General features: G+C 48.3%; 25 protein-coding genes. 10 read left to right on the top strand and 15 right to left on the bottom strand.

Going from position 1 to position 22,153, the window contains the following annotated elements:
• Positions 1-93 precede the first annotated feature (93 nt).
• From ACR6Z4_RS28310 to ACR6Z4_RS28265, 10 genes are all read right to left on the bottom strand, one after another.
• Positions 94-276 carry a DUF4278 domain-containing protein gene (locus ACR6Z4_RS28310; RefSeq protein ID WP_479720697.1) on the bottom strand — a complete coding sequence of 61 codons (183 nt, stop codon included), beginning with the start codon at positions 274-276 and terminating at the stop codon, positions 94-96.
• Between the two features lie 256 nt (positions 277-532).
• Positions 533-928: a hypothetical protein gene (locus tag ACR6Z4_RS28305; protein WP_479720696.1), complete on the bottom strand. Its 396-nt coding sequence runs from the start codon at positions 926-928 to the stop codon at positions 533-535.
• 239 nt (positions 929-1,167) lie between these two features.
• Positions 1,168-3,456, bottom strand: coding sequence for a GspE/PulE family protein (locus ACR6Z4_RS28300; protein ID WP_479720695.1), 2,289 nt, complete (start codon positions 3,454-3,456; stop codon positions 1,168-1,170).
• Positions 3,457-4,138: 682 nt separating this feature from the next.
• Complete coding sequence (locus tag ACR6Z4_RS28295; protein WP_479720694.1) at positions 4,139-5,083, bottom strand: ParB/RepB/Spo0J family partition protein; 945 nt, start codon at positions 5,081-5,083, stop codon at positions 4,139-4,141.
• Positions 5,083-5,835 carry a ParA family protein gene (locus ACR6Z4_RS28290; protein WP_479720693.1) on the bottom strand — a complete coding sequence of 251 codons (753 nt, stop codon included), beginning with the start codon at positions 5,833-5,835 and terminating at the stop codon, positions 5,083-5,085. The genes ACR6Z4_RS28295 and ACR6Z4_RS28290 overlap by 1 nt, the downstream gene beginning before the upstream one ends.
• Before the next feature lie 163 nt (positions 5,836-5,998).
• Positions 5,999-6,370 carry a roadblock/LC7 domain-containing protein gene (locus ACR6Z4_RS28285; protein ID WP_479720692.1) on the bottom strand — a complete coding sequence of 124 codons (372 nt, stop codon included), beginning with the start codon at positions 6,368-6,370 and terminating at the stop codon, positions 5,999-6,001.
• A 69-nt stretch (positions 6,371-6,439) separates the two neighbouring features.
• A complete protein-coding gene (locus tag ACR6Z4_RS28280) occupies positions 6,440-6,931 on the bottom strand; it encodes a hypothetical protein (RefSeq protein WP_479720691.1) in 492 nt (163 codons plus the stop codon).
• Between the two features lie 419 nt (positions 6,932-7,350).
• Positions 7,351-7,737 (bottom strand): alr0857 family protein, encoded by a 387-nt coding sequence (locus tag ACR6Z4_RS28275; RefSeq protein ID WP_479720690.1) that lies wholly within the window; start codon positions 7,735-7,737, stop codon positions 7,351-7,353.
• A 27-nt stretch (positions 7,738-7,764) separates the two neighbouring features.
• A complete protein-coding gene (locus ACR6Z4_RS28270; protein ID WP_479720689.1) occupies positions 7,765-8,295 on the bottom strand; it encodes an HNH endonuclease in 531 nt (176 codons plus the stop codon).
• A gap of 75 nt (positions 8,296-8,370) precedes the next feature.
• Entirely contained in the window at positions 8,371-8,589 is a 219-nt protein-coding gene (locus ACR6Z4_RS28265) for a hypothetical protein (protein WP_479720688.1), read from the bottom strand.
• A 98-nt stretch (positions 8,590-8,687) separates the two neighbouring features.
• Between ACR6Z4_RS28265 and ACR6Z4_RS28260 the strand changes: the two genes are divergently transcribed.
• The 4 genes from ACR6Z4_RS28260 to ACR6Z4_RS28245 all read left to right on the top strand — a co-directional run bounded on the left by ACR6Z4_RS28260 (position 8,688) and on the right by ACR6Z4_RS28245 (position 11,924).
• Positions 8,688-9,038 (top strand): hypothetical protein, encoded by a 351-nt coding sequence (locus ACR6Z4_RS28260; protein ID WP_479720687.1) that lies wholly within the window; start codon positions 8,688-8,690, stop codon positions 9,036-9,038.
• Positions 9,039-9,323: 285 nt separating this feature from the next.
• A complete protein-coding gene (locus ACR6Z4_RS28255) occupies positions 9,324-9,494 on the top strand; it encodes a DUF4278 domain-containing protein (RefSeq protein WP_479720686.1) in 171 nt (56 codons plus the stop codon).
• A gap of 561 nt (positions 9,495-10,055) precedes the next feature.
• A complete protein-coding gene (locus ACR6Z4_RS28250) occupies positions 10,056-11,171 on the top strand; it encodes a GGDEF domain-containing protein (RefSeq protein WP_479720685.1) in 1,116 nt (371 codons plus the stop codon).
• A gap of 408 nt (positions 11,172-11,579) precedes the next feature.
• Positions 11,580-11,924: an STAS domain-containing protein gene (locus ACR6Z4_RS28245; RefSeq protein WP_479720684.1), complete on the top strand. Its 345-nt coding sequence runs from the start codon at positions 11,580-11,582 to the stop codon at positions 11,922-11,924.
• Positions 11,925-12,137: 213 nt separating this feature from the next.
• Here ACR6Z4_RS28245 and ACR6Z4_RS28240 read toward each other — a convergent pair whose 3' ends face one another.
• Positions 12,138-12,512: a hypothetical protein gene (locus tag ACR6Z4_RS28240; RefSeq protein WP_479720683.1), complete on the bottom strand. Its 375-nt coding sequence runs from the start codon at positions 12,510-12,512 to the stop codon at positions 12,138-12,140.
• A 497-nt stretch (positions 12,513-13,009) separates the two neighbouring features.
• Here ACR6Z4_RS28240 and psb34 (ACR6Z4_RS28235) point away from each other — a divergent pair, with 497 nt between their 5' ends.
• Together psb34 (ACR6Z4_RS28235) and psb34 (ACR6Z4_RS28230) are read left to right on the top strand one after the other, a co-directional pair.
• The gene (psb34, locus tag ACR6Z4_RS28235) at positions 13,010-13,177 is read left to right on the top strand and encodes a photosystem II assembly protein Psb34 (RefSeq protein ID WP_479720682.1); all 168 of its coding nucleotides are present in this window, start codon (positions 13,010-13,012) and stop codon (positions 13,175-13,177) included.
• 91 nt (positions 13,178-13,268) lie between these two features.
• Positions 13,269-13,436 carry a photosystem II assembly protein Psb34 gene (psb34, locus tag ACR6Z4_RS28230; protein ID WP_479720682.1) on the top strand — a complete coding sequence of 56 codons (168 nt, stop codon included), beginning with the start codon at positions 13,269-13,271 and terminating at the stop codon, positions 13,434-13,436.
• Between the two features lie 252 nt (positions 13,437-13,688).
• Here the strand turns inward: psb34 (ACR6Z4_RS28230) and ACR6Z4_RS28225 are convergent, their stop codons facing one another.
• Positions 13,689-14,702 carry a phycobilisome rod-core linker polypeptide gene (locus ACR6Z4_RS28225; RefSeq protein ID WP_479720681.1) on the bottom strand — a complete coding sequence of 338 codons (1,014 nt, stop codon included), beginning with the start codon at positions 14,700-14,702 and terminating at the stop codon, positions 13,689-13,691.
• 343 nt (positions 14,703-15,045) lie between these two features.
• Between ACR6Z4_RS28225 and ACR6Z4_RS28220 the strand changes: the two genes are divergently transcribed.
• The gene (locus ACR6Z4_RS28220) at positions 15,046-15,705 is read left to right on the top strand and encodes a HEAT repeat domain-containing protein (protein ID WP_479720680.1); all 660 of its coding nucleotides are present in this window, start codon (positions 15,046-15,048) and stop codon (positions 15,703-15,705) included.
• 849 nt (positions 15,706-16,554) lie between these two features.
• Here ACR6Z4_RS28220 and ACR6Z4_RS28215 read toward each other — a convergent pair.
• From ACR6Z4_RS28215 to ACR6Z4_RS28205, 3 genes are all read right to left on the bottom strand, one after another.
• A complete protein-coding gene (locus ACR6Z4_RS28215; RefSeq protein ID WP_479720679.1) occupies positions 16,555-16,791 on the bottom strand; it encodes a hypothetical protein in 237 nt (78 codons plus the stop codon).
• A gap of 63 nt (positions 16,792-16,854) precedes the next feature.
• Complete coding sequence (locus ACR6Z4_RS28210) at positions 16,855-17,160, bottom strand: hypothetical protein (protein ID WP_479720678.1); 306 nt, start codon at positions 17,158-17,160, stop codon at positions 16,855-16,857.
• A gap of 236 nt (positions 17,161-17,396) precedes the next feature.
• A complete protein-coding gene (locus tag ACR6Z4_RS28205; RefSeq protein WP_479720677.1) occupies positions 17,397-19,397 on the bottom strand; it encodes a helix-turn-helix domain-containing protein in 2,001 nt (666 codons plus the stop codon).
• Positions 19,398-19,548: 151 nt separating this feature from the next.
• Here ACR6Z4_RS28205 and ACR6Z4_RS28200 point away from each other — a divergent pair, with 151 nt between their 5' ends.
• From ACR6Z4_RS28200 to ACR6Z4_RS28190, 3 genes are all read left to right on the top strand, one after another.
• Positions 19,549-20,661, top strand: a complete 1,113-nt coding sequence (locus tag ACR6Z4_RS28200; RefSeq protein WP_479720676.1) for a hypothetical protein — start codon at positions 19,549-19,551, stop codon at positions 20,659-20,661.
• A gap of 259 nt (positions 20,662-20,920) precedes the next feature.
• Complete coding sequence (locus ACR6Z4_RS28195) at positions 20,921-21,556, top strand: phycobiliprotein lyase (RefSeq protein WP_479720706.1); 636 nt, start codon at positions 20,921-20,923, stop codon at positions 21,554-21,556.
• Entirely contained in the window at positions 21,546-22,124 is a 579-nt protein-coding gene (locus tag ACR6Z4_RS28190) for a hypothetical protein (protein WP_479720675.1), read from the top strand. Before ACR6Z4_RS28195 ends, ACR6Z4_RS28190 begins: the two co-directional genes overlap by 11 nt.
• Positions 22,125-22,153: the final 29 nt, after the last annotated feature.

The raw sequence follows: 22,153 nt of genomic DNA, 5'->3' as shown, positions 1-22,153 counted from the left end.
CGACTGCGATAGGACTAAAAAAATCCCTTCAGCTTGGCGTCTGAAGGGAGCATGAGATTGGCTATGACGTTAGGAGATGCTAAGACGAAAGCTTTAGTATTGAATACCCCGGTAGCTGAGCTTGGCAGCCCGATGACCTGTCATTGGACCTGTGATTGAGGCAGATGAAGTGAGTTTGACAGGATTACCCCGGTATAAACCAATTGTTTCTGTTTCCGTGGTTTCGGTGCTGGACGTAGAGGCAGTGTAGTGGTTGCCGCGATAGCTCAGTTGCATGGACGTTTCCTCAGGGGTGTTTGGCTTATGAATTAATAATCTCGTTTTTTCTCTTTTAGCGAAGTGATAACAGACATGAATCCTTGTGATGTTTAAGCAACACCGTGGTGACGTTGCAACTGATCAATCAGTGATTTAAAGTCTGTCAGAAAGAGATCTGGGTCACAAGTTGGTGTATCCCGTTGTTTCTGAACGCTTGTTGAATCAGGGGTCTGAGCGTTGAGAAAGACCAAAAAGGTACGAACCGTATCTCCACTTATGCTGATAGGAGACTGGCTTGAGGTGGCGATAGGCGGGCAGTATGCCCATCGGCGAAGGGATTCAATGGTGCATGAATGGTGCGATCGCTTGGTTGCATGGCATTCATGGACGTTGTCAGCAGGTCTAGCCGATGTAGATTTTTAACAGGGCTTAAAATGTCGTCAATGGTGCGATCGCTTGATTGCAAATTACCCATGGGGGTAACCTGGCAGGTGTTTAACCAGTCTGGATTATGGCTAAACAACGCTTTAAGCAAGTTGCTATAGCTGTTTTCTGGAGTGTTGAGGGTTATGCAAGACACCCGCAAATAGTAGGTGACGCGCAGTTGAAATGGAACATCTGCCGTTTGCAGTTTTTGTCTGGCAATGTGTAGGGGGTTTGACAAAGACATGAGTGACGACTCCCAAATGAGTGGCGTTAAGTTTGGCATCCATTCACATGAATTGATTGCCATAACAGCTATGAAATCACCCCTTGCAGGTCAGAACAACCAATTTTTAGGCTCTTAAGGAAAAAGATAAGGACGACATTTGCGATCGCCATCAGGGGCAGGTTTGAAGCAATGAAGTTCAGTGGGAAACCTTTGGTTTCACGCTGAACTTCATTGCTTCAAACTTCGTTACCTCGTGATTACAAGCGTGCCAGCTTATCGCGTAATTTGTCGATTAAACTGATGGGCGATCGCTTGGGAAAGGTGGGCTCATGAGGGTAAGGGTGTTGAATAATGTGGAGAGCCTGGGATGTCCAGCGGAAGCGATGTTCCAGCGGAATGCCGGGATGATTGAGGATATCCTGGATGAGTGACAGCAGTTGTTGAGAGCGTTCATCCAGACATGTGGGCTCAGAATTAGAATGTTTAGAGCTGGCATTTAAACTGGCATACCCTGTCAAAAGACCTCGATCATGAAGGCTCCACGAGTTAGACGGTGTTTCTGCCAAACTACTGAGCACAACTCGTTCAACTTCCTCTAGCGTGGTTTTGCCCTGAGCCACGAGTTGCAAACCGTAATCGGCTAACGTTTTCATACCGGATGCTCGGGCTGCATCTCGCAGATCATCAATTGATGCGCCATCCAGGATCAATCCCTTCAGATTTCGATCTAGAACCATCAGTTCAAATACTCCCAGCCGACCCTGATAGCCTGCCCCTTTACAGGTGCTACAAACGTCGTCTCCTTGGTCTAGGGCAGTTTGAATATCTTCCGGAGATAAGCTATTGGCTCGGTAGATCACGCCTTCGGGACCAGTCAAATTAAACTGCCGTAAGGCTTGTAAATCACTTTTGTTAGGGTGGTAGGCAACTCGACAGGTCGGGCAGACCTGTCGAATCAGCCGTTGAGAGAGAATGCCGAGCAGGCAACTGGCAACCCTGAAGGGTTCAATCCCCAACTCCTGCAACCGAATAATTGTACTGGGAGCATCGTTGGTATGTAAGGTGCTAAAAACCAAGTGTCCTGTTAAGGCAGCTTCAATAGTGACTTTGGCAGTTTCTTGATCGCGAATTTCACCCACTAGAATTACATCTGGATCTTGACGCATCAACGCTTTTAATACTTTAGGGAAGTCCAATCCTTTTTCACGGATGACTTGTACTTGAGAGATGCCGGGTAACGTATATTCGATCGGATCTTCAACGGTGCTGATATTAATATTGGGGCTATTTTTTTCAGCGATCGCCCCGTAGAGGGTTGTGCTTTTGCCCGAACCTGTTGGACCCGTGACTAAAATCAACCCGAAGGGAGAACGAATCATCTTTCGAAACGTTTGTAAAATCGTCGCATCGGGCATCAGGCGATCGAGAACCAGGTCGGTGGATTCGCTCTTTAAGATCCGGATCACGACCTTTTCGCCATAGGCTGTCGGAAGGGTGCTGACCCGCAGCACGACTTTTTGATCTTGCAGCTTCAGGCTGATCTGACCATCCTGGGGCATCCGACGCTCGGCAATATCCAGGTTCGCCAAAATTTTAAGGCGAGAAGTAATGGCAGGGGTTGAGGTGTGGGGCAGAGGCGACCAACCCAGGTTCAAAATGCCGTCTTTGCGAAAGCGAATCTGAAGACTGGTTTCTTGAGGTTCAAAATGGATGTCTGAAACGCCCTCTCTTAGCGCTTTGTAGAGAATGATATTGACCAGTGACACAACGGGATGGGAGGCAGCTGCCTGCAATGCCGCCGACAGATCAACTTCTGGGCTGGTAATTTTGATTGGGGCTGGTAGGTTAGATAGGTCAAATTCTTGGGTTTCCAGGGTCTCAAGGTCAGGCAGTGGCTCTTCTAATTTATGGGGTGATAGGGGGGAGGCTCGTTGGGGCGATCGCCATCCTCCTGTAATAGCAGAGGTTGGTTTAACAAACAGAGCCGGGATCTGGGACGTATCAGATTTTGGCACCCTGTCTAAAATCTGATGTAAGAGATGATAGAAGTCTTCTGTCGTGATTACCATTTGCCGCAGAACGAGCCCCTGTTGCTGCAAAATGTGATTCAGGCTATCGGTAGCTTCCTGGTTGGTCGGCTCAACCATTCCGACCCAGAGTTGAGATGAATCAGCCTGATCTTGCCAGAGTGGCACGAGATGATGGTAATCGCAGAGATGGAGGGGAATTAACTGTTGCAGGCATTGGTAGATCCAGGCAAAGTCTACTGGATGGCAGGCTGGATCAAAGCATTCAAGACCATGAAGAATCTTAAGTTCTAGTCGTTCTTGCTGGCGATAATAGTTTTGCTGTTGGACTGAAAGCGGTTTGCCAACTTCAGTTTCCAGGGCTTCAAAGATAGAGCATTTTAGGGTTTGACTCGTTTGCCATGCTTGTCGGAGTTGTTGGGAGGTGGCATAGCCAGTTTGAATCAGCGATCGCCAGATTGGCAAATTAAAATAGGTAGGAAATGTGCGGGAAAAGATAATACGACGAAACGGGTCCATACTGATTTTGTTGCTCTCCAGTTTTTTACGCTCATAGTGCAAGCATCAGGCTTTCTCAAATTCAGAACCAACAGCGTAGATCGGCTGTTGTACCGACATTGCACGGCTAGTTGTAATACGGGTAGATGAATAAATCAGTTGTGTAGGTTTTCTGGTACACCCCACCCAACGTTTTGGAGGAGGAGTTAAGGACGCAGTCCCCAACTCCCCACGTTGCAAAATTTGGTGTCTGCACAACTAGATAAACCTTGTAGCGTTCTCTCCACAAATTTTCGATATGACCCCGATGATGCCAAGACGCAGCCTGTTTTCGAACAGCGTAGAGCTAGGATGGTGCTGTGGTCGGTTCGACCCATCACCTGCCCTAACTCGATGGCGTGAGGTAATATCATACCGATTTAAACAGACTGCACGGCACATCCATTTTCTGTAAGGGCGCATCGCGATGCGCCCCTACGAGATCTGGTGCGATCGCTAATTAAATTGGTATCACTAAAATTCGTTCGGTAGAACGGATGATTTTGAAATCCCTGTTTTTAAGAGTACCCATTTAAAGAAAAAAATAGGGAGATCGTCAATTTGGTGTGAGTGCCGCGCTCCGCGCGGCACTCACACCAAATTTCATCGCCCAAATCAACAGCGCTGAAAACCTCTGTAGATCAAATAGTTGCTTAAGGCTACTTCAACCTTCGGTTGCCGTCAGCCTGTCCAATTCATCTAACAACTTCGTAATCCGATCTCGTTTTTTGCGATCGCTCCAAATTGTACTTTTCTGGAGTCGTTTGCCAATTTCGGTGCATCGTTGGGCAACAATTTTTTCGGGGGTTGGTTCGGGTTCAGTTTTTAAGGCTTGCACTCTGGTTTTTATTTCACTCAGAGGCAATTTTTTGGCGATCGCTTGCTTCAGCAACCCGGTTCGCTGCTTTTCATCTTTGATGCGGGCGATCGCTTGACCTTTCGTGTATTCTAATTTCCCTTGACGAAGAATATCTAAGACATCCTTAGGTAAATTCAACAGTGGGAGACGGCTAGCGCGGAAGCTATCGAGCGTAAATCGACCGACTTCAGCCATTACTGTTTGTAGGGTTTCTAGTTGGGACAAAACGTTTTGTCCCAATTCCTGACCCCGATGTTTTGCGTGGTGTGCCTGATAAAACAACGAAACGACATCCTCTCGTTTGGCATCCAGGGCTAGTGCCAGTAAATCTAATATGGCATCCGTTTCTTCTACTGGATTCAGGTCTTCCCGTTGTAAATTCTCGATTAATGCAACCTGGATAGCTTGGCGATCGTCCAACTCACGCACGATGATAGGAACCTGTTCCAGCCCCACCTCTTTTGCTGCCCGCAATCGTCGTTCTCCGGCAACGAGTTCATAGGTGCCATTGACAAGGGGGCGAACCAGCAACGGTTCTAAAATGCCGTACTCTCTGACCGACTGCACCAGTTGCGCTAGTGTCTCAGTATCAAAAAAGCGGCGTGGTTGCTGGGTCGGAAGTTGAATCGTGTCAATGGGTGTGAGATGGGGTTGCGGTTGCAATTTGGGTTGGGGCGGAGGTGTTTCCCGGTTTAAAATTGCTGCAACATTGCGTAATTCAGGTTTAGGGGTGCGTTTACGAGTTACCACTACAAAGACTCCAGACTCTGCGAAATGGTCGTTAGGGCGGTAAGGGCAGAATGTTTGGGATCATAAAGCCCCAAAGGCAGATGTTGCATAGAGGCATCGGCAAAGGCAACCGCACGCGAAATTGGCGGAAAGACGGGTGCAACGCCACTAAATTGTTCTGTTACGGCTTCTAAGATTTCTTTACTTTGAGCCGTGCGATCGTGCAAGTTTGGAATCACGCCCGCTATGTTTAAATCGGGTGCAACTCCTTCTTGCTGAAGTTCGCTAATCGTTCCCAGGAGCAAATCCAGCCCGACGAAACTTTTATATTGAGTCTGCATGGGGATGAGGATGTGGGTGGAGGCGACGAGAGCCAGAATGCTGAGCACTCCCAGGGTGGGTGGACAGTCAATCAAGACAAAATCATAGTCTTGTAAAACAGGAGACAACGCTTTTTTTAGCCGAGTTTCTTTGGCGATCGCTGTTGCCAACCTGACATCGGCTGCACTCAATGTGAGATTGCTGGGCACCAAATCCATCTGATGAATGCCCTTTAGAATCGGTAGCGGTTGCCGGTCTAAAATACTTTGGGCAATCGTATGGTCTAACTCATGGGGCTGCAACCCCATAAATACAGTCAGCGACGATTGCGGGTCCATATCCACCAGCAAAACGCGGTGCCCCTGCTGCGTCAGGGCATACCCTAAGTTCATTGCCAGGGTGGTTTTACCCGTTCCCCCGGCTTGATTAAAGAATGAGATAACGTTTGTCACAGCTAAAGCAGGTCACTCTATTCCGCTAGTGTACAGCGACTTTCTCTTACCCTGTCACAGACTGTTTGCGTACTGTTGCATAAAATCCCAGTGTTGTGGTGGCACGGCTCTGCCGCGCCACCACAACACTGGGATTTCATACATGGGATAAAACGCCAGCTGTTTACATGAGAATGAGTTTGATTTCTGAAACTGCCCGCTTAATTTCCAGCATCAAAACGCCTTGTTTGGCTTTCTGATCGGCTAGCACCAAAAGCACAGCATCTTCTCCGCAGCTTGTGAGGATGCCATAGCCCTGATCCCCTTCAACATAGATGCGGTCAACACTACCACGTGCCAATTCTTGCCCAATCCGTTCACCCAGAGAAAGCATGGCAGCAGACATGGCTGATACCCGCTCTTCATCCATAGCTGGGGGTAATGATGCGGCTAAGGGTAAGCCGTCTGGGGTGACGAGGGCTGCGCCCTGAACATCGGTGGTTGCGGTGACAAAATTTTGTAAGACAGCACCTAATTTTTCGGTGTTAATTGCCACAATGAGAGACTCCTGTAAATCGTGAGGGTAATAAGCAAACGTTGCGAATACGATAGCGGGGGATCAGATCTATCCAATCACTTCGAACTCAATCACATCGTGAGAACTACCCTGCAAAACGGACTCGGTTTGCTTGCCTCGCAGACGCTTGCCTGTCGCTTGCTCCAATACTCCTTGAACTGCCCCTAGCGTAAAAGAGAGTTTGCGCGGCGATCCTTGGGGTTCACCTGCCGAACAAATAGTTTCCCGGCAGTACACAACGATGGATTCTCCAGCCTCAACAATTTTATCGACAATGCAAAGTCGTGTGCCATCCTTACCCAAGGCTGATTGGAGTTGACTCACCATGTTTTCGGCTGCCAGACCTTTGCCTGTAAGACCGAGCTGTTCGGCAACCTGCTTGCCACGATTTCGACCTGCGCCAATGAGAGCGATCGCCGCTGCTTTTTCGCCCAAGACTTCTTCAGTTCCAACTACTAATGCTTTGAAACAAATGATACTGCTAAAATCCCCTAACTCGGCACGCAATTGATTGGCAGCGGGAACGACAACGGTAGACATAGTGAACACCTTAAAAATTTTCAGGGAAAATTTCTGAAAGTGGAGAAATGACTGCTCTGGGGGGCATTCACTGAACTCACTGTCAGGATGAAATGATGTCTCCCTATCATTGCGGTGGGATCACGGGTTCGCTTCAGTAATTTCCCTGTGAATCTAGATATGGGATGGTAAATGTGTAACAGTAGCTCCGTAAATTAGCTCAGCTTATGGCTGTGGTTATTGGGGCATTTGAGCGGCAATCGGTTGCACAAACGCTTTATTTTGCGACATTTTGGCAGATGCTTGAGACCGCAGTCCTGTATGTTTCAATTTGTATGGTCAAGGAAGAAGCGAGTCATCCTGTCAAACATGTGTGTGGGTGCCGCGCGGAGCGCGGCACCCACACTACATGCATCCCGATATTAAGCAATGCTGACCCGTTATGCCAGGGAAGACGTGTGAGCATTGCTCATCTGCCACAGTTTGTAGATGAAGAATTCGGTGCGATCGCTCATCACCGTCAAGAACATCCCTTCGTGGGCTTCTCTAGCTTCGGCAACCCAACTACCCGTCAGGCTGACTTCGACATATTCGTCATCTACCGGCATCAGGGTGGCGGTTGCGTGATATTCCTGCTGCAAGGCTATCTCTAGCCCTTCTAGTGCAGGAATATCAGCAGGCAGGAGAAAGGAGGCACGACCCGATTCGACATGGAGCGCTTGCCCTAAACGCATTGCCAAAATCACACGCTGGGCAATTAACAGTTCAGGGGCAGACATGATTCGTTCCATGTGTAGCCCGACTTCGGTGTAGTTCAGCTTCAACATCGGTCTTGCCTCCTTTTTGGCTTGAGGTCAGGTATCGACAGGGTGCTGTTCTTTCCAGAACTGCTCGGCAAAGGCGATCGCCGGATGGATGGGTGCTTTAGGTTTGCTTTTAAGTGCCATTCCCGTTTCATGTAACAGGCGATCGCTTTTACGGGAGTTGCACGTTTCACAAGCGGTCACAACGTTTTCCCAGGTATGGGTTCCGCCCTTAGAGCGAGGAATGATGTGATCGAGCGTCAGATGTTTGGTGCTGCCACAGTATTGGCAGGTGTGGTGGTCGCGGCGAAAGACTTCCCGACGATTGACCGGAGGCACTTTCCAGTGCCGCTCTGGATTGCCACTGGTTAAGCGGATGTGCTCAGAAACGTGTAGTACGATGCTGGGCGATCGCACTTCCCAATATTGAGTGCTGCTGAAGTCTAATGACTCTGCCTGACCCGTGACCAGAAGCACAATAGCCCGTTTGATGTTAATTCGCGCCAGCGGCAGGTAGTTTTTAGAGAACACTACTACCTGGTTCTGAAGTATAGGAATCTTCTGTCGCTGTTCAGTCTGCATGAGTTTTCTCCTCAAAAAACAACCCCCGCTCCTGGTGGTCAGAGGCGGGGGTTGGGGAAGTTAGTATGGGTTTCCCTATATGGGTGTCAGGGTTGCCCTGCACCTGCCGCTACTGACCAAGTGATCCGGATTGAGCCATCCGTTCATTTCTGCCAAAATTCCTTCACTGGCGGATTTACCGTCGATCCACCGATATGTCCCCGCAAACGCAAACAGCACCGATACGTTGCCTGAACCGTAATGTGGTCGGCACTGCATGGCACTGGGTAAGGCGGCGAGAAGAATACGGATCATGGAAGTTTGTAGTATTTGTATTACAAAGCTGACTGTCTAAATACTACACTTGTAGTATTGGATTGTCCACTCTTGACTTGAAATTAGGATGTTCGGTTATGGATACACGCAAACGAGGTGCCACTACGGAAATGCAAGTGACGAGTATCCGACTGGAACCTGAACTGAAGGAACGATTGCGACAAATGTCTGGAGAGCAAGGCTATCAGACCCTCATCCGAGACGTGCTCTGGCAGTTTGTAGAGCAGCAGCCAGCCCTGGGTAGATATCAATTCTCTCGATCGCAGTTGTTATCCAGGTCAGATATTCGAGCGACGTTTGAGGCGATCGCACAGCACGAAGAAAGATGTGCTGTTACAGGTCAACTGATTCAACCCCGGCAAGTTATGCGGTTGGGGCTGACCCTCGCGGGTGAACTCGTGCCGTTGAGTAGCCGCCTAGGGCTATAAGAAAACGCGATCGCCGGTAAACCAGTTTGTGCATCAGCCCCGTTAACGGGGCTGATGCACAAGCCTAAAAGCGTTGTGCTGTAAGAGTTTGATGATTATAAAATCGATCTTGTAAGAGTGATCTAGATCTCATGCTGGTTGCATAGAGATCACTGGCACCCCCGTTATAGCATCACGTTGAGAACCTTTGAGCATCACAGGTTTTTATGCTTGCTATCACTTCGCTGACGGGGGAAAAACGGGATTATTAATTTCATCAGCCAAGCGAACAAAGAGGACACAGCAATGCAACTGAGCTACCGAGGAAACCACTACACCGTTGCCAACACCGTCACTGAAACCACCGAAACTGAAACTCTGGGTTTGTACCGTGGTAATTCTGTCAAACTCGCTTCATCCGCTCCCATGACAGGTCACCGAACCGCAAAGCTCAGCTATCGCGGCATTCAGTATTAAAGATTCCAGGTTTCATAGTTCCTCCCTAGCCAACTTCATGATTCAACCTTCCCCCCAGGTGCCAAGCTGAGGGGATTTTTTTTGTGCCTTGCGAAGTCAGCATCGAACCGACGGCCTGTCCCGTTGGATACGCTCTAAATGGGGTAAGACGTGACTGTAATAAAACGTGAATAGGAAGAATTGAGATAAGGAGTTTTACGTAAAACTCAGTAAATTCCGTATTCATAGTTGGCAATTTTTTTTTTTATGATTTAAGTACAAAAATCTATCCATAGCGCTTCGCGTCTGGCTAGATTGCGGTTTGAGAGAGCCACGCGCGGCGCTCTCTCAAGCTTATATTTCGTGCAATTAAAAATTTTTATAAAAAAGATATCTAACATTCAGCATGCCCCAACGTGCTGTGCTCCTGCTTTTTGTTTGTTATCTCCCCACCCATCTGAATGAGCGGCATTGCTGAATGGCGGGACGAATTTAAACGCAAAACCTTTGGTTTTACGTTCAAATTCATGCCAAAAATCAATATCGCGTCTGAATGAGCAGGTCTTTCGATGATTTTTTGCTATGCAAACGCTTCCCTCTTCTGAACCCGACCCGCCTTCTCCGTCTTATGTTCGAGCGATGAGACAGTTAATTACGGTTGTGCAAGAACTTTCCCTTGCCCGTAGTTTAGAAACCATCATGGCAATTGTGCGAGTATCCGCCCGAAAACTGGCTCATGCCGATGGCGCGAGTTTTGTTTTGCGAGATAAAGACCAGTGCTTTTATGCAGATGAAGATGCGATCGCACCCCTCTGGAAAGGACAACGGTTTCCCATGCAGATCTGTATTGGCGGTTGGACGATGCGGAATCGTCAGCCGGTTGTCATTGAAAACATTTATGGGGATGAACGCATCCCATTTGCGGCGTATCAACCCACCTTTGTTAAGAGTCTAGCCATGGTGCCTATTCGGGCGATAGACCCCATTGGTGCTATTGGCGTGTATTGGGCAGAGCGTCACCAACCGACGGCACAAGAAGTTGAAGTGCTTCAGGCACTGGCAGATACTACATCAGTCGCCTTGGAAAATGTCCAGGTTTATAGTGAACTGGAGCAACGGGTGCAAGACCGTACCCTTGACCTGGAGTTTGCCAATACCCAATTACGCGAAGAGATCAGAGAACGAAAAAAGGCAGAAGCGATCGTTCAGCGGTTATCGATCACCGATGAGTTAACCGGATTGAATAATCGGCGTGGATTTCTCTTATTGGCAGAGCAGCAACTGAAATTGGCTCGTCGTGTGAATACGTCCGTTTGCCTGCTGTTTATCGATCTGGATGGGCTGAAGCAAGTGAATGATGCATTAGGGCATGAAATGGGCGATCGCTTTATTGTGGATGCGGCTCAAGTCTTAAAACAAACCTTTCGTGAATCAGATGTTGTTGCTCGACTGGGCGGAGACGAATTTGCAGTATTTGTTCCAGGGTGTACAACGGGAGATGATGTGGTAACGCGGTTGCAAGAGAGTGTCAACCTGTTTAATCACAGCCATCAATCTCCTTATTCTCTATCCATGAGTATTGGCTTAGCGGTGTGCCATGCCAATCTCACGACCTCGTTAGAGCAGATGCTAACCCAGGCTGATCAATTAATGTATACCCACAAACACGTTAAACGGACGATGCCTCGTTCAACGTGAAATTGAATATTGTCAGCCCCAGGTCATGTAATTGCGAAGTTCTATAAAGACCTGTGGCATTAGATCCGTGGAAGATACGGATACAGGTTTACTTATCCTTGAAAGACTAAAAACTATCCGTTGCTTCGCCATAGCTGGCACTGAGAGCAAGAAATACTATTTTTTTATCGAGAATCACAGATCCATTAACCTGTATAGCGGTACGCATTAGGGTTAGGACGGGGTGCAGGGGTGGAACCCCTGCGTGGGGGCACCGCCCCCACCCCCCCCGATGTCCTAACTAGATTGCGTAGAACCATACTTCTTTTTGAGAGAGCGATGGCGATACCGTCACTTTCTCAAACCAATGGATTTGATGCCATCTACGATCCTGAGCGTCACTATTGTTGAGAATTGGGGGATATCACCATGAGCAAGGTATTAACTGCGGTTGAAGTGTTTCATCCTGAACGAATTTTGAGTGCCTATAACGCAAGTAGACTGACGGAATGGGTCGGAGATTGCTTGGCAACCGGGCATAAGACCTTGCTGATTGATTTTCAATATGCATCCTTCATGGATAGTTCAGGACTGGGGGCATTGACTAAGATGCTGAAGTTAGTCAAAGAATATGGGGGAGAACTTGCGTTATCTTCCGTCAAAGGTCAAATTCAAATGATTCTTGAACTGACTAGCATGACGCAGATGTTTCAGATATATCCCAATCAGGAAGCTTTTTTGCGGGAGCGCCAGGTGTTGTGCTGTTCGTTGTAATGTTTCAGACGAACGCTTAAATCGATATCAAAATCTTCGTTCGATGTTAAGGATCGTGGATTAAATAAGATCGAATATTGGATCGTTTGGAGGGGCGAACGGCCGTTCGCCCGTACAACAAATCATCGGAGTTATTTAATTCCCATTCCCAAGCAACGCCTAAAAAAGCTCCAGATCAAGGATCTGGAGCTAAAGGCTAGAACGGTTGCTGGTTTATGCGGCGCGTTGATGAGTCACCGCAGATTGAGCGTATTGACGTTGAGGTTCAGCAACTCGTTGAGTCTGTTCGAGATGTTGTAAGGCTGCAATCATCTCTGCTTTTTTGAGATGTTTGTTTTTACCGTGGGCATTTCTCCACTTGATTCCGGCTTTCTGGCATTGCTGCCGCAGCAGCTCAACCGGGGTCGGTTTTCGAGAAGAGGGTTGTGGGTCTGTTGGGGCATCTTTAACCGGAGTTGTGGGAGTTTGAGATCTCCAACGGTTGGGTTGATTGATGCGACGGTGGGCGTAGCTGGCAAAGGAACTAACGACATAGCCAACGCTGACCAGTTCAGCAACGACGGTTGCCTGGGTAAGAAAAGATTCCATTGTTAAAAACTCCTTAGAGCACTTTAAGAGGTGTCCCATCTGTCCCAGCGTGGAGAGGGGATGTGGCGATCGCTGGGAAGTGGTGCCGATCGGATGAAGTGCATAGGTTTACAAAAGATCGGTTGACGCCATTGTAAAAGATTTCAATTTGGATGAAACACCTAAATTGTCAAGGATTGTTGTAAAGCCGTGATTAATTGCGGCTCTACGGAGGTTGACCCATTCAACCAACCATTGGGCGGATCAGATCCACGATGTTAAGGGTCGTGGATTGAATAAAGCCTAATTGTCTGAGAGAGCGACGGCTCCGCCGTCGCTCTCTCAAAGGATTACAGGTTAATTCATTTGTGATCCTAAAGGTGTTCAGCAATGCTTATGAGAGTAAGAACCAGTCTATATATCACAAGAGCAAAAAACAGTTGACAGTTCGTAACGAAATTGTTACATTAATTTACATAAGGTTACAAAACGAAAACAACTACGAAGGAAAGCGCACTATGTATACCACTAACGCAGAAGGTCAACTCAACAACTACGCGGTAGAGCCCCCGGTTTACTTCGCCCAGTTTCCGTCTCTTGAGCAACAGCAAAGCTATGCATTCCAAGGTGCGATCGCCTTTTTGCTGGTGTCTCTAACGGTGTTAACCGCATTTGCCGTCAGCTAAGACGTTGAGTTTGCGATCGGGTCATCGCAACACTTCAATCTCATCTATCTGATTCGTTATTAACTAAATTTCTTATAGAGGAAAAGTCACTATGTATACCACTAACGCAGAAGGTCAACTCAACAACTACGCGGTAGAACCCCCGGTTTACTTCGCCCAGTTTCCGTCTCTTGAGCAACAGCAAAGCTATGCATTCCAGGGTGCGATCGCCTTTTTGCTGGTGTCTTTAACGGTGTTAACTGCGTTTGCCGTTAGCTAGAGGTTGAGTTTGCGACCTGGTAGTAGCAACGATTCAATCTCGTCCGTCGTTTGAGATCTCTCCTAAAAATGTTAAGCCCCGGTCATCGACCGGGGCTTTTATTTGCGTAATTTTGAGCGTTGTGGATTTCGATGGACTATTAGACCCAGTTAAAAGTTTGACAACGGGGTGCAGGGGTGGAACCCCTGCGTGGGGGCGTAGCCCCCACCCCCCATGTTGCAAAATTTAGGGTTCACAACACTAGATCAGGGGCTAAAAGAAGGTCTTTTGTCGCCACTTGTTCAAGCGTGATTCCGCTACCATCGATAGCGATCGCGCTTCTGCCACCTGTTGCTGTAGGTCTTTGATCTGTGCTGTTTGGGCATCGATCCGTTGTTGCAATGCGCTCACCGGCTGAGTCAGGGGGGCGATCGCCGCAAACTGAGGTTCAACCACGGCTGCACTGGCAAATTGACCCTGGCGAGTGATGGATGCGCCCATATTGGCAAAGGGTCTTAACTCCGTCAACTGCCGTTGTAAGCTAGCGATTTCCGCTTCTTGGTCTTTCGAGTGTTGCCATAAATCTTGTTCACCATCAGATGGAGCGGTGCTACTAGTAGGCGATGAAGAAACTGAGGGTGAAGGAGTTGCACCATAGTACGTTTGGGGCACAAACCTCGGTCCGGTGCGCCGCTGTTGCCAGGGAGTATTGCTAATCAGCGAATGCATCAACCGGGGGCGGTTGCCTGATTTTGGATCGATGTCACTGCTGGAAGCACTCCAAACCAGCTGAATCATGTTGGGAAATCCCATCAGTTTCATGCCGGGCAACGACTGATAGCCCCGGCAAAAGGGTACAACATTATCTCCAAAGGCACTCGTATATTCGGCACTGTCAATGTAACTGTCAATTTCTGCTTCAAACCCTTGTGTATTTAAAAGAATGCTGTGCTCGACTAATTCGTCGTAGTCTTCAGGAGCCCGCCCTAAAAGATGTTTAAAATTCAATTCCACTGTGCGCAGTGGATAACAATTATCAAAAAATCGGCTGCGATATAACGCGGATTTGGCAACCCAACGAACAAAATTGCGAACGGTCATTTTGCCTTGCTTGAGTAATGACTCGGCAGAACGCAGGCGATCGCTTTCCATCACATGGGTATTGCCTAAAACTTGCCGATACACTGCCCGAATGACAATTTCAGCTTCGGCTTCAGAATGTTTGCCCCAAAATTCGATAGGTGCGGTGTCTTCAAAAGATTGACGGACTTGATATTGTTGTCGCAAGATGACTGCCTCCTACAAAAATCTAGCTTTGCAAGCGCTGATTCAGGAAGGCTTTTTGTAGAGGCAGAGCCTGCACAAAATACCTCAACAGACCGGATATCGATGGAGATATGCAAAAGCTGCATCAGCGCTATGCACCCTCTCATCTTCATATGCGATCGCCATCGAGAGTATCAAGAATTATGAAATTGGCTACTTACATTACAGACAAAAGGTTTGAATGCTGGACGTTTCAACCGTTGCTGCTGGTCAGGTCGCAGGTCGCAGATCATTTGCCCTATCACTGCCCACCTACAATTTGTAGAAGTTGTGAAAGCGATATGACCTCAATATTTGTTCTGTTATGCAAATCGATGAAATCAAAACAGGGTTAGAAAATCCAGATTTTCAGTACCGCGTCAAAGCGATCGCTGCTCTCAAAGACTATGAACCCGATGTAGCCGTCCCACTTCTGATCAGTCGCGTTAGAGATCCACATTTTGCCGTCCGCGCCCTGTCGGCGATGGGTCTGGGTAAACATCAAACTCCAGAGGCGTTTACAACGTTGCTGGAAATGCTCACAACTGACCCTGATGCCAATGTCAGAGCCGAATCTGCCAACTCGCTTTCCCTATTTGGCAACACAGCCGTGCCTCACCTGGTTTCGGTGTTTCAGCAAGACGAAAATTGGATCGTGCGCCACAGCATTTTGGCAGCTCTGGTCGAAATGGACAGCCCCACCGAGTTGCTGTCTATCTGTATCGTGGCTCTTGCCGACACAGATCCTATTGTTAAAGAAATTGCGCTTGATGTCGTTGCCACACTGCCCAATGTCACGCAAAATCCTGATGCCTTAGTGGCTTTGCTCAGATTGGTCAATTCAGAACTTGCCAGCATTCGGATGAGGGTGGCGCAAGCACTCAAGCCATTCACTGATCCAACGGCTAAGGAAGCGCTGATCCAACTGGCGCAAGATGCTGATACAGGTGTAGTGGCAGCGGCATTGAAGAGTTTAAAGAGCTAATAGCTGATAGCTGTTAGCTGATAGCTATTAGAGAAAGTCCCCCTTTTTTCTAGCACAGCGGCGTAAATGCGCAGGGATTTAGGGGGATCTTAAACAGTTTGCTATCAATAGATAGGACTTTCCAAAAATTTTCTTAGGTTTCCAATAAGCACAATAATTATTAGCTAATAATAATTTGATCTCTCACCTCTTTAAAGCTACTATTAGCTTAGGGAACTTTTGCCCTAAAAAATTGATCAAACTAAATACTTCTTAAGAGACCGAAGCTTGTCCAAGACAAGCTTCGGTCTTTTTCGTTTTGGTGTTTTCAAAGAAAAAAGTACTTATTTTCTTGAGGGAAGATCGGATGTTGGCGAAATATTCTAAGAACAGAATTTCTTGTTTCTTTTCTATAGTCCGCATTACTTGGATCTTTATTTTTGCGCTTTTTTTCCTGGTTATAATAACGAAATATCCGGGAGATCTTGAAATTAGTATCGGGAGCAATATCCGATTCAAACTAGATAGAGAAAATAGTTCGGAAAACTCCTTTTAAAAAGGATAAATTCCTCTTTCCTCAGAGAGTATTTGAAAAGTCTTACGCATCGAGTGATGGTGTCTTAGATCCCCCTAAAGTCCCCCTAAAAAAGGGGACTTTATAACACAGTTCCCCCCTTTTTTAGGGGGGAACAGAGAGTGTCTAAAATATCCCATCTGAACACGTTTCAACCATTCTCTAAAGTTAAAGTAAAAAATTATATTATTGGTAATTAGCTGCAATCAATTTATATCGATTACGTTTAGTTAAATGTAATCCAAAATAATTAGATTCTTCTATTAATAATCTGTTGTTAGGGCGATCGCTTTTTGCTAGATATATAGCCCAGCCAAAATGGTCGGTAGAGAAACCATGTGTTCTGTGCCGTCTTCTTCGGTTAGCAAAAACTCATCGCGAAATGTTTCCATGACCACGAAGCCGAAGGGGTTGAGTAATTCCAGCAAACTTTCGGCGCTATATTTGCGGACGTGTTCGGGTTCTTCGTCGGGACCCAAGCAGTTGTCTGGTACTGCCAGAAATGCTCGTCCACCAGGGCGCAACACTCGCACGATTTCTTTAATACAGGCGATGTCGTCTATGTGTGAGTACTAAACGATGTGAGGATTTCAAAGTTATGCTGCCATTGGCATGAAGTCATCGGTAAACAAATCTGCCATATGGACATCTGCGATGGGGCTTAATAGCTCGTTAATAGTGCGATCGCTCGATTGCAGGCTGCCCATGGCTGTAACCTGGCAGGTTTGCAACCATTCCGGATGATAGCTAAACAACGCCCGCATCAAGTTGGCATAGCTGATGTCTCGACTATCGAGTTGAGCACAAGTGACGCGTAAGTAATAGGTAACGCGCAACTGGAAAGGAACATCGGCGGCTTGCAGTTTTTGTCTGGCAACTTGCAGGGGGGTTGTGGAAGTCATGAGCGGTAACTCCTAAAGATGTGAGCTTGTGACGATGGAAGAGGACAAAAACAAAACGTTGAGGTGTGAAACGTTGTTTTGTCTGTTGAGCTTATGAATGTATCATCACGGTTTTTTCCGTTTCATGACGTGATTGAAGCCCTGCCCGACGGTGAGTCTTAGCAGCGCAAATCTTGATATCGATCTATATTTTTTTGTGATGGCAAAGAGGTAGAGCGTTGATCTCTATCACAACGCTAGAGTTTCAACACGTCTCGCAGTTGGGCTATATCTTCGGGTTTGATGCTGCGTTTGCCCCGTTCAATCAAGCTCACCCACATCTTGGTGCGACTGAGGCGATTGCCCAGCTCGGCCTGGTTCCAACCCAATGCTTCTCTAGCCGTGCGAATCTGTTCTCCGGTCAGCGGCATCGGTTGCACTCGGCTCAGTTCCATCAGCGTCGGTGCCGCTGGCATTGATTCATTGATGACAGCGTCGTTGAATGTTTCTGTAGGCTTGCGCCTGCGCTGAAGTCTGGCAATGCCGTCGGCAATTTCTTTGGGTGGATGAATTTGTAATTGACTCTTGCAAAGTTGTTCCCAAAATCCTTTGGGTCTGCGGGTGCGTTTGCGTCCTCCGTCTTGCCATTCGGGTTGAATGTCGGGGGGGTAGGTAAGGGGGTCAAATTCTATCGTCCAGCCCACTTCACACAAGACACGCAGATCTGTATCCCAAACATTCACCAGGCGGTTGCGTAAGTCGCGTTCTTGCTGCGCTGCCCAAACTTTTTCGGCACCATAGGCAACTTCCATTAGCGTCAGGGTGTTGATCATCTGGTTGGTGCCGGTGCGAATTTTGAAAGACAGCCATGCCAGCATGCGAGCTGCCCCTTCGCTATGTTGCCAGACGCTGGTGATGGTTTGCAGTAAGGTTTTTGAGATCACTCCATATTGGTAGAAGGCGTTGCCTTCTTCAGAGCCACGTTTGTTGAGGAAGTATTTTGCCCACATGCCTGCCCGACAGCGGATGGTCAGCCCGGTGCATTTGACGTCGCCGAAAAAATCGCGCTGCCCGTGGTAGCCGATCGCCACTTCCCAGAGCCGACTTTTTTCGACGTAAAAACTTTCACTGCTGCCCGGTTGCGACCAGTGCAGGAAGGTCAAAATTTGGGCGGGTTGCTCGGAAATGCGCTCGATCAATTTCAAGCGTTTTTCTTTGCTCAGATCTTTGCGTTTGTCTAAGCCCAGATACGACGAGATTTGGCTATCGTCGATAATAAATTCTTCTTCCCAGGGTCGATCTAACGCTGTCACATGGGCGGCATAGATCAGGTGCATACAGGCAGCCCGAATGTCGAAGGTTTCGATCACTGCCAGGGCAGCTTCTCCGGCAAGGGCTTCGGGATATTGTTCTTCGGGGTTGTCTGTCACCCAAAAAATTAGCTTGCCACGACCATCTTTGAGGGTGCTGGTGTAGGCGAGTTTGCCGTCGGGGTCGGGTTGCCACAGCAGGTCTGTTTTTTGCGTCAGAATGTTGACGCTTTCCCAGAGCAGTTTGCAGGTGGCAAAGGTATTGGTGCTGCTGTGGGCAAATAGATCGGGACTGGTGTAGGGCATCTGGTGGGGCGTCTTTTGCCCTAAGCCCGACAGCCATTCTAGTTCTTGTAGCGATTTGTTGGGCAGATCAAATTGGGTGAGAATGAGCTGTACGGCTCGGTCGATGTAGACTTGCAAAATTCTAGAAAAACTAGAGGTAAGCGAGTCGGAGGCTTCGTCAAAAATGTAGCGATAGAGGGTTTTGAGCTGGGCTTCCTGATCGATTTCGCGCAGAGCGACCTGACCCATGTCTTTTTCCATTTCGGTGAATGCCATTTTGGTCAGGTCAAACCACATGTAAGAGGCAGACGATTTCCAGAAGTTGAGCATTTTAAACATGTGCTCGACTTCTTCTTCGGTGGCAGCCATGGGTTTGTGGAAGGTTTCGCCGATGCGAGTCAGACTAACGGTGGGTTTGCCGTCTTTGCCGTCTTTGATGTCGAGGTAGGGCGATCGCACTTTTCGGGGTTCTAATTCGGCTGTTTGTAGAGCCGTTTCAAGTCGATGCCGATAAGCTTCAATCAGTTGTTGCGAAACCTGAATTGTGACCAGTTTGATCAGGGGCGATCGCGCCAATTCTTCCTTAAACTTGCTCTCCCATTGCTTGGGGATGGAAGCCAGTAAGGTTTGGCGATCGACGGTGGCAGCGCTATCAGGGGTCATGGGGAAGAGGCATAGAGGCGATGGGGATTTGAGGTTTTTGGGGTGGGGCACGCCACGCTGCGCCCAAAAAACTTAGAAGAATGTACGCTCAACGGTTGCCCGATGAATAGGATAGCGATAGGGGGACAAGATTAGAGTAAACTTTATCACCATGAACCAATCGTTTGAATCTGAATTCCTGCGAGATTTAGAAACTGTTCAAGATTCGTCAGGGCAGTCTCTGGCTCAACTGTGGGCTAAGCGATACGTCGAAAATCTCCAGGATGATGGGTCTGATTCCGCATCCACAACCGAGGATGACTTATCCACAGTAACCTCTGGAGAGGGGCGATCGCGAACAGTTGGGACATTAAAACAATCGCTACGGTTTACCAGCGCCCAATCGTGGTCGAAAACAGAATCGTTGCTGGTCAAAGAGGTGCAGCGGCACCGCATCAACCCCGATCTAATCGATCCGTGGCAAATTGCCGAAGATACACGCTATCTGTTTGAAAAAACGCTCAATGTCTATGCCGAACAGGCTCCGACTCAGCAGAGTTTGGCATGGTTGGGCGGGAGTCAGACTCAAATGTCGGCAACAGCAGGGGCAACTCCGGCTACGGCACTTGCCCCACCCGGACGGCTTTCGGTGGTCATTGCTCCAGAAGTCGGGCGCATTCGGCAAAAATATACGGCTCAAGACCCCAGAGTGCTGGGCTTTGTCAGTATGCAGTTTCACTATAGCGGTCAGATGCTATTGGAACTGCTCTCTCCGGTGGAACGTGAGTTGCTCAGTGCCTATTTCAAAGTCATTGACGATCACCTCTATATGCCATTGCATCGGTCTTATGAGGCAGCGGCAACCCACAACTACCATGCGCCCCAATTGTGCGCTGTGCGGCAACTGTTGCCTCTTAGCAGTGAGATTGCCAGGGGCATTTGTCAACGGGTGCTGCAAATCTATCCTGCCTATCAAAGCTATAGTGGCTTGCTCAGCTCTCCTTCGGTGCGCGTGTCTAGCCTGCGAGATGTGGAAATGTTTCAGGTTTATCTATGTCTCTGCGTGTTGGAAGGCAATATTGCAGCATTGCAAGACGAGCTGTTTCCTTTGTGTGTCATGCTTTATCCGCCTCTGGGAGTGCGGTGGGAACTGGTGCGGCATTTGCTACGGTTGTTGGGGCAGGCGTTGACCGAACAGCTGGATGCAGACTATGCCGCGTTGTTTAGACCCTATTCGCGGGCGTTATGGGAAATGTTTGCACCTGAGATCTTGCCAGACGTATGACGCACCTAGTACACCAACTTAAAAGTTTTAAAGGGGGTGGAGGGGGTAAAACCCCCTTTTGGGGGCGCAGCCCCCAAACCCCCATGTTGCAAAATTTCGTGTTTGCAACACTAACCTGGTTTTAAGCGATCGCAAATCGCTGTAATAGCGGCATGAATTTGCCCGCAAAACCAAAGGGTTTACGCGCAAATATATCCCCAAAATCAGCAACGCCGAATATCGCTATATCATGGATCAGGGCAATACTGGATTTGACGTTATGGATGCAATGGATTTTTTCCGTCTGAGTGCGGGGCTATGGCGATCGCAACGGACGACTCATCATCTCCCGTTCAGACAATCAGAAACCGGAGATTCGGAGATTTGGGTAGAAGCCCTTTCGCCCGATCATGCCAAAGTGATTGAAATTTGTACCCTCCATGAAATTGACCCCCAGTTGGCGATCGGTGGAGCCTATGTCAATTGGCAAGGGTCGATGTCGTGGGATCGCGAGGACGATGAAAACCACCAGGGATCAACGGTGTTTGCCCTTGTGCCCGATGACGACAACCCCAGACAAGGGCGCTTAATTCGTGAACGAGGCTATGCCGAAATCGTACCCGTGGTGGGCTACTATCACCTCGATGATGACGGTGGGCTAGTGTTGACGACTGAATATGAAACCATGAGTTCGGTCGAGCGGTTTTGGTTTGTCAACCCCAATCTGCGCCTGCGTAGCAGCACTGTGAAGCGGTTTGGTGGCTTCAGTACGGCATCTCTGTGTACAGAATTTCGGATTAAAGACGCGTCTGGCGTCGATTTTAATGCCGATGAAGCCGACCTTGCTGTGGTAGCTGCTGAGCCAGTTCAAAATGCACTTGAATCCCAAAAAGATTACTCCCTCTTTGGCTGGTGACGTTGCTAATAAAATCCCTGATAAAAGCCAGATTGCGGTCGAACCTGCTGCCTACGGGGTAGCTTACCTTCAACGTGTGCAGCAACTTGCCTTAGAACCTGCCATGGTCGATGTGTTTGACCTCAGTCGTCAGCCTGACGTGTGTCGTTGGATTGGCACGGCAATCGATCAAGTGAATGCCGAACTCAATACCTATCTAGAAGCGTGTCATGCCTGCTTTCATTCGTGGGAACGGCGATCGCTACAAATTTTGGCTGCGCCTTTGGAGCAGTCGTTTGGCATTGACGGTCTATGTAACATAGAAACCCAACCGATCACCCTGCTAATTGATGTCGGTCGGGTAATGCGACATGACTGGCTGGGGTTAGTGATCCACGAATATGCCCATGCGCACTTAGGCTCTCCAGGGCACACGCAAGCGTTTGCCACCGTGTTGACCCATCTTTGTCTGGGCTTGGGGCTAGAACCGCCGATTTGGCAAGCCGGTCAGGAAGACTTGCTGCGTCATTGGCCCTACGCCAAACCCACCCCAAACCCACTGGCGTTTTGGATGGGGCAAGCTGGCTAATCTGATCGCGGCAGTGCTTAATCCAGTGT

Source organism: Calyptranema fuscum S582 (assembly GCF_055793305.1).
Note: the sequence above shows the minus strand (reverse complement) of the source record. Positions and strands in the feature narration are given on the sequence as shown.

Coding starts and splice junctions, on each gene's coding strand:
- ACR6Z4_RS28310 (WP_479720697.1), bottom strand. CDS start 276: ATGCAACTGAGCTATCGCGGCAACCACTACACTGCCTCTACGTCCAGC.
- ACR6Z4_RS28305 (WP_479720696.1), bottom strand. CDS start 928: ATGTCTTTGTCAAACCCCCTACACATTGCCAGACAAAAACTGCAAACG.
- ACR6Z4_RS28300 (WP_479720695.1), bottom strand. CDS start 3,456: ATGGACCCGTTTCGTCGTATTATCTTTTCCCGCACATTTCCTACCTAT.
- ACR6Z4_RS28280 (WP_479720691.1), bottom strand. CDS start 6,931: ATGTCTACCGTTGTCGTTCCCGCTGCCAATCAATTGCGTGCCGAGTTA.
- ACR6Z4_RS28275 (WP_479720690.1), bottom strand. CDS start 7,737: ATGTTGAAGCTGAACTACACCGAAGTCGGGCTACACATGGAACGAATC.
- ACR6Z4_RS28270 (WP_479720689.1), bottom strand. CDS start 8,295: ATGCAGACTGAACAGCGACAGAAGATTCCTATACTTCAGAACCAGGTA.
- ACR6Z4_RS28265 (WP_479720688.1), bottom strand. CDS start 8,589: ATGATCCGTATTCTTCTCGCCGCCTTACCCAGTGCCATGCAGTGCCGA.
- ACR6Z4_RS28260 (WP_479720687.1), top strand. CDS start 8,688: ATGGATACACGCAAACGAGGTGCCACTACGGAAATGCAAGTGACGAGT.
- ACR6Z4_RS28255 (WP_479720686.1), top strand. CDS start 9,324: ATGCAACTGAGCTACCGAGGAAACCACTACACCGTTGCCAACACCGTC.
- ACR6Z4_RS28250 (WP_479720685.1), top strand. CDS start 10,056: ATGCAAACGCTTCCCTCTTCTGAACCCGACCCGCCTTCTCCGTCTTAT.
- ACR6Z4_RS28245 (WP_479720684.1), top strand. CDS start 11,580: ATGAGCAAGGTATTAACTGCGGTTGAAGTGTTTCATCCTGAACGAATT.
- ACR6Z4_RS28240 (WP_479720683.1), bottom strand. CDS start 12,512: ATGGAATCTTTTCTTACCCAGGCAACCGTCGTTGCTGAACTGGTCAGC.
- psb34 (WP_479720682.1), top strand. CDS start 13,010: ATGTATACCACTAACGCAGAAGGTCAACTCAACAACTACGCGGTAGAG.
- psb34 (WP_479720682.1), top strand. CDS start 13,269: ATGTATACCACTAACGCAGAAGGTCAACTCAACAACTACGCGGTAGAA.
- ACR6Z4_RS28220 (WP_479720680.1), top strand. CDS start 15,046: ATGCAAATCGATGAAATCAAAACAGGGTTAGAAAATCCAGATTTTCAG.
- ACR6Z4_RS28210 (WP_479720678.1), bottom strand. CDS start 17,160: ATGACTTCCACAACCCCCCTGCAAGTTGCCAGACAAAAACTGCAAGCC.
- ACR6Z4_RS28205 (WP_479720677.1), bottom strand. CDS start 19,397: ATGACCCCTGATAGCGCTGCCACCGTCGATCGCCAAACCTTACTGGCT.
- ACR6Z4_RS28200 (WP_479720676.1), top strand. CDS start 19,549: ATGAACCAATCGTTTGAATCTGAATTCCTGCGAGATTTAGAAACTGTT.
- ACR6Z4_RS28195 (WP_479720706.1), top strand. CDS start 20,921: ATGGATGCAATGGATTTTTTCCGTCTGAGTGCGGGGCTATGGCGATCG.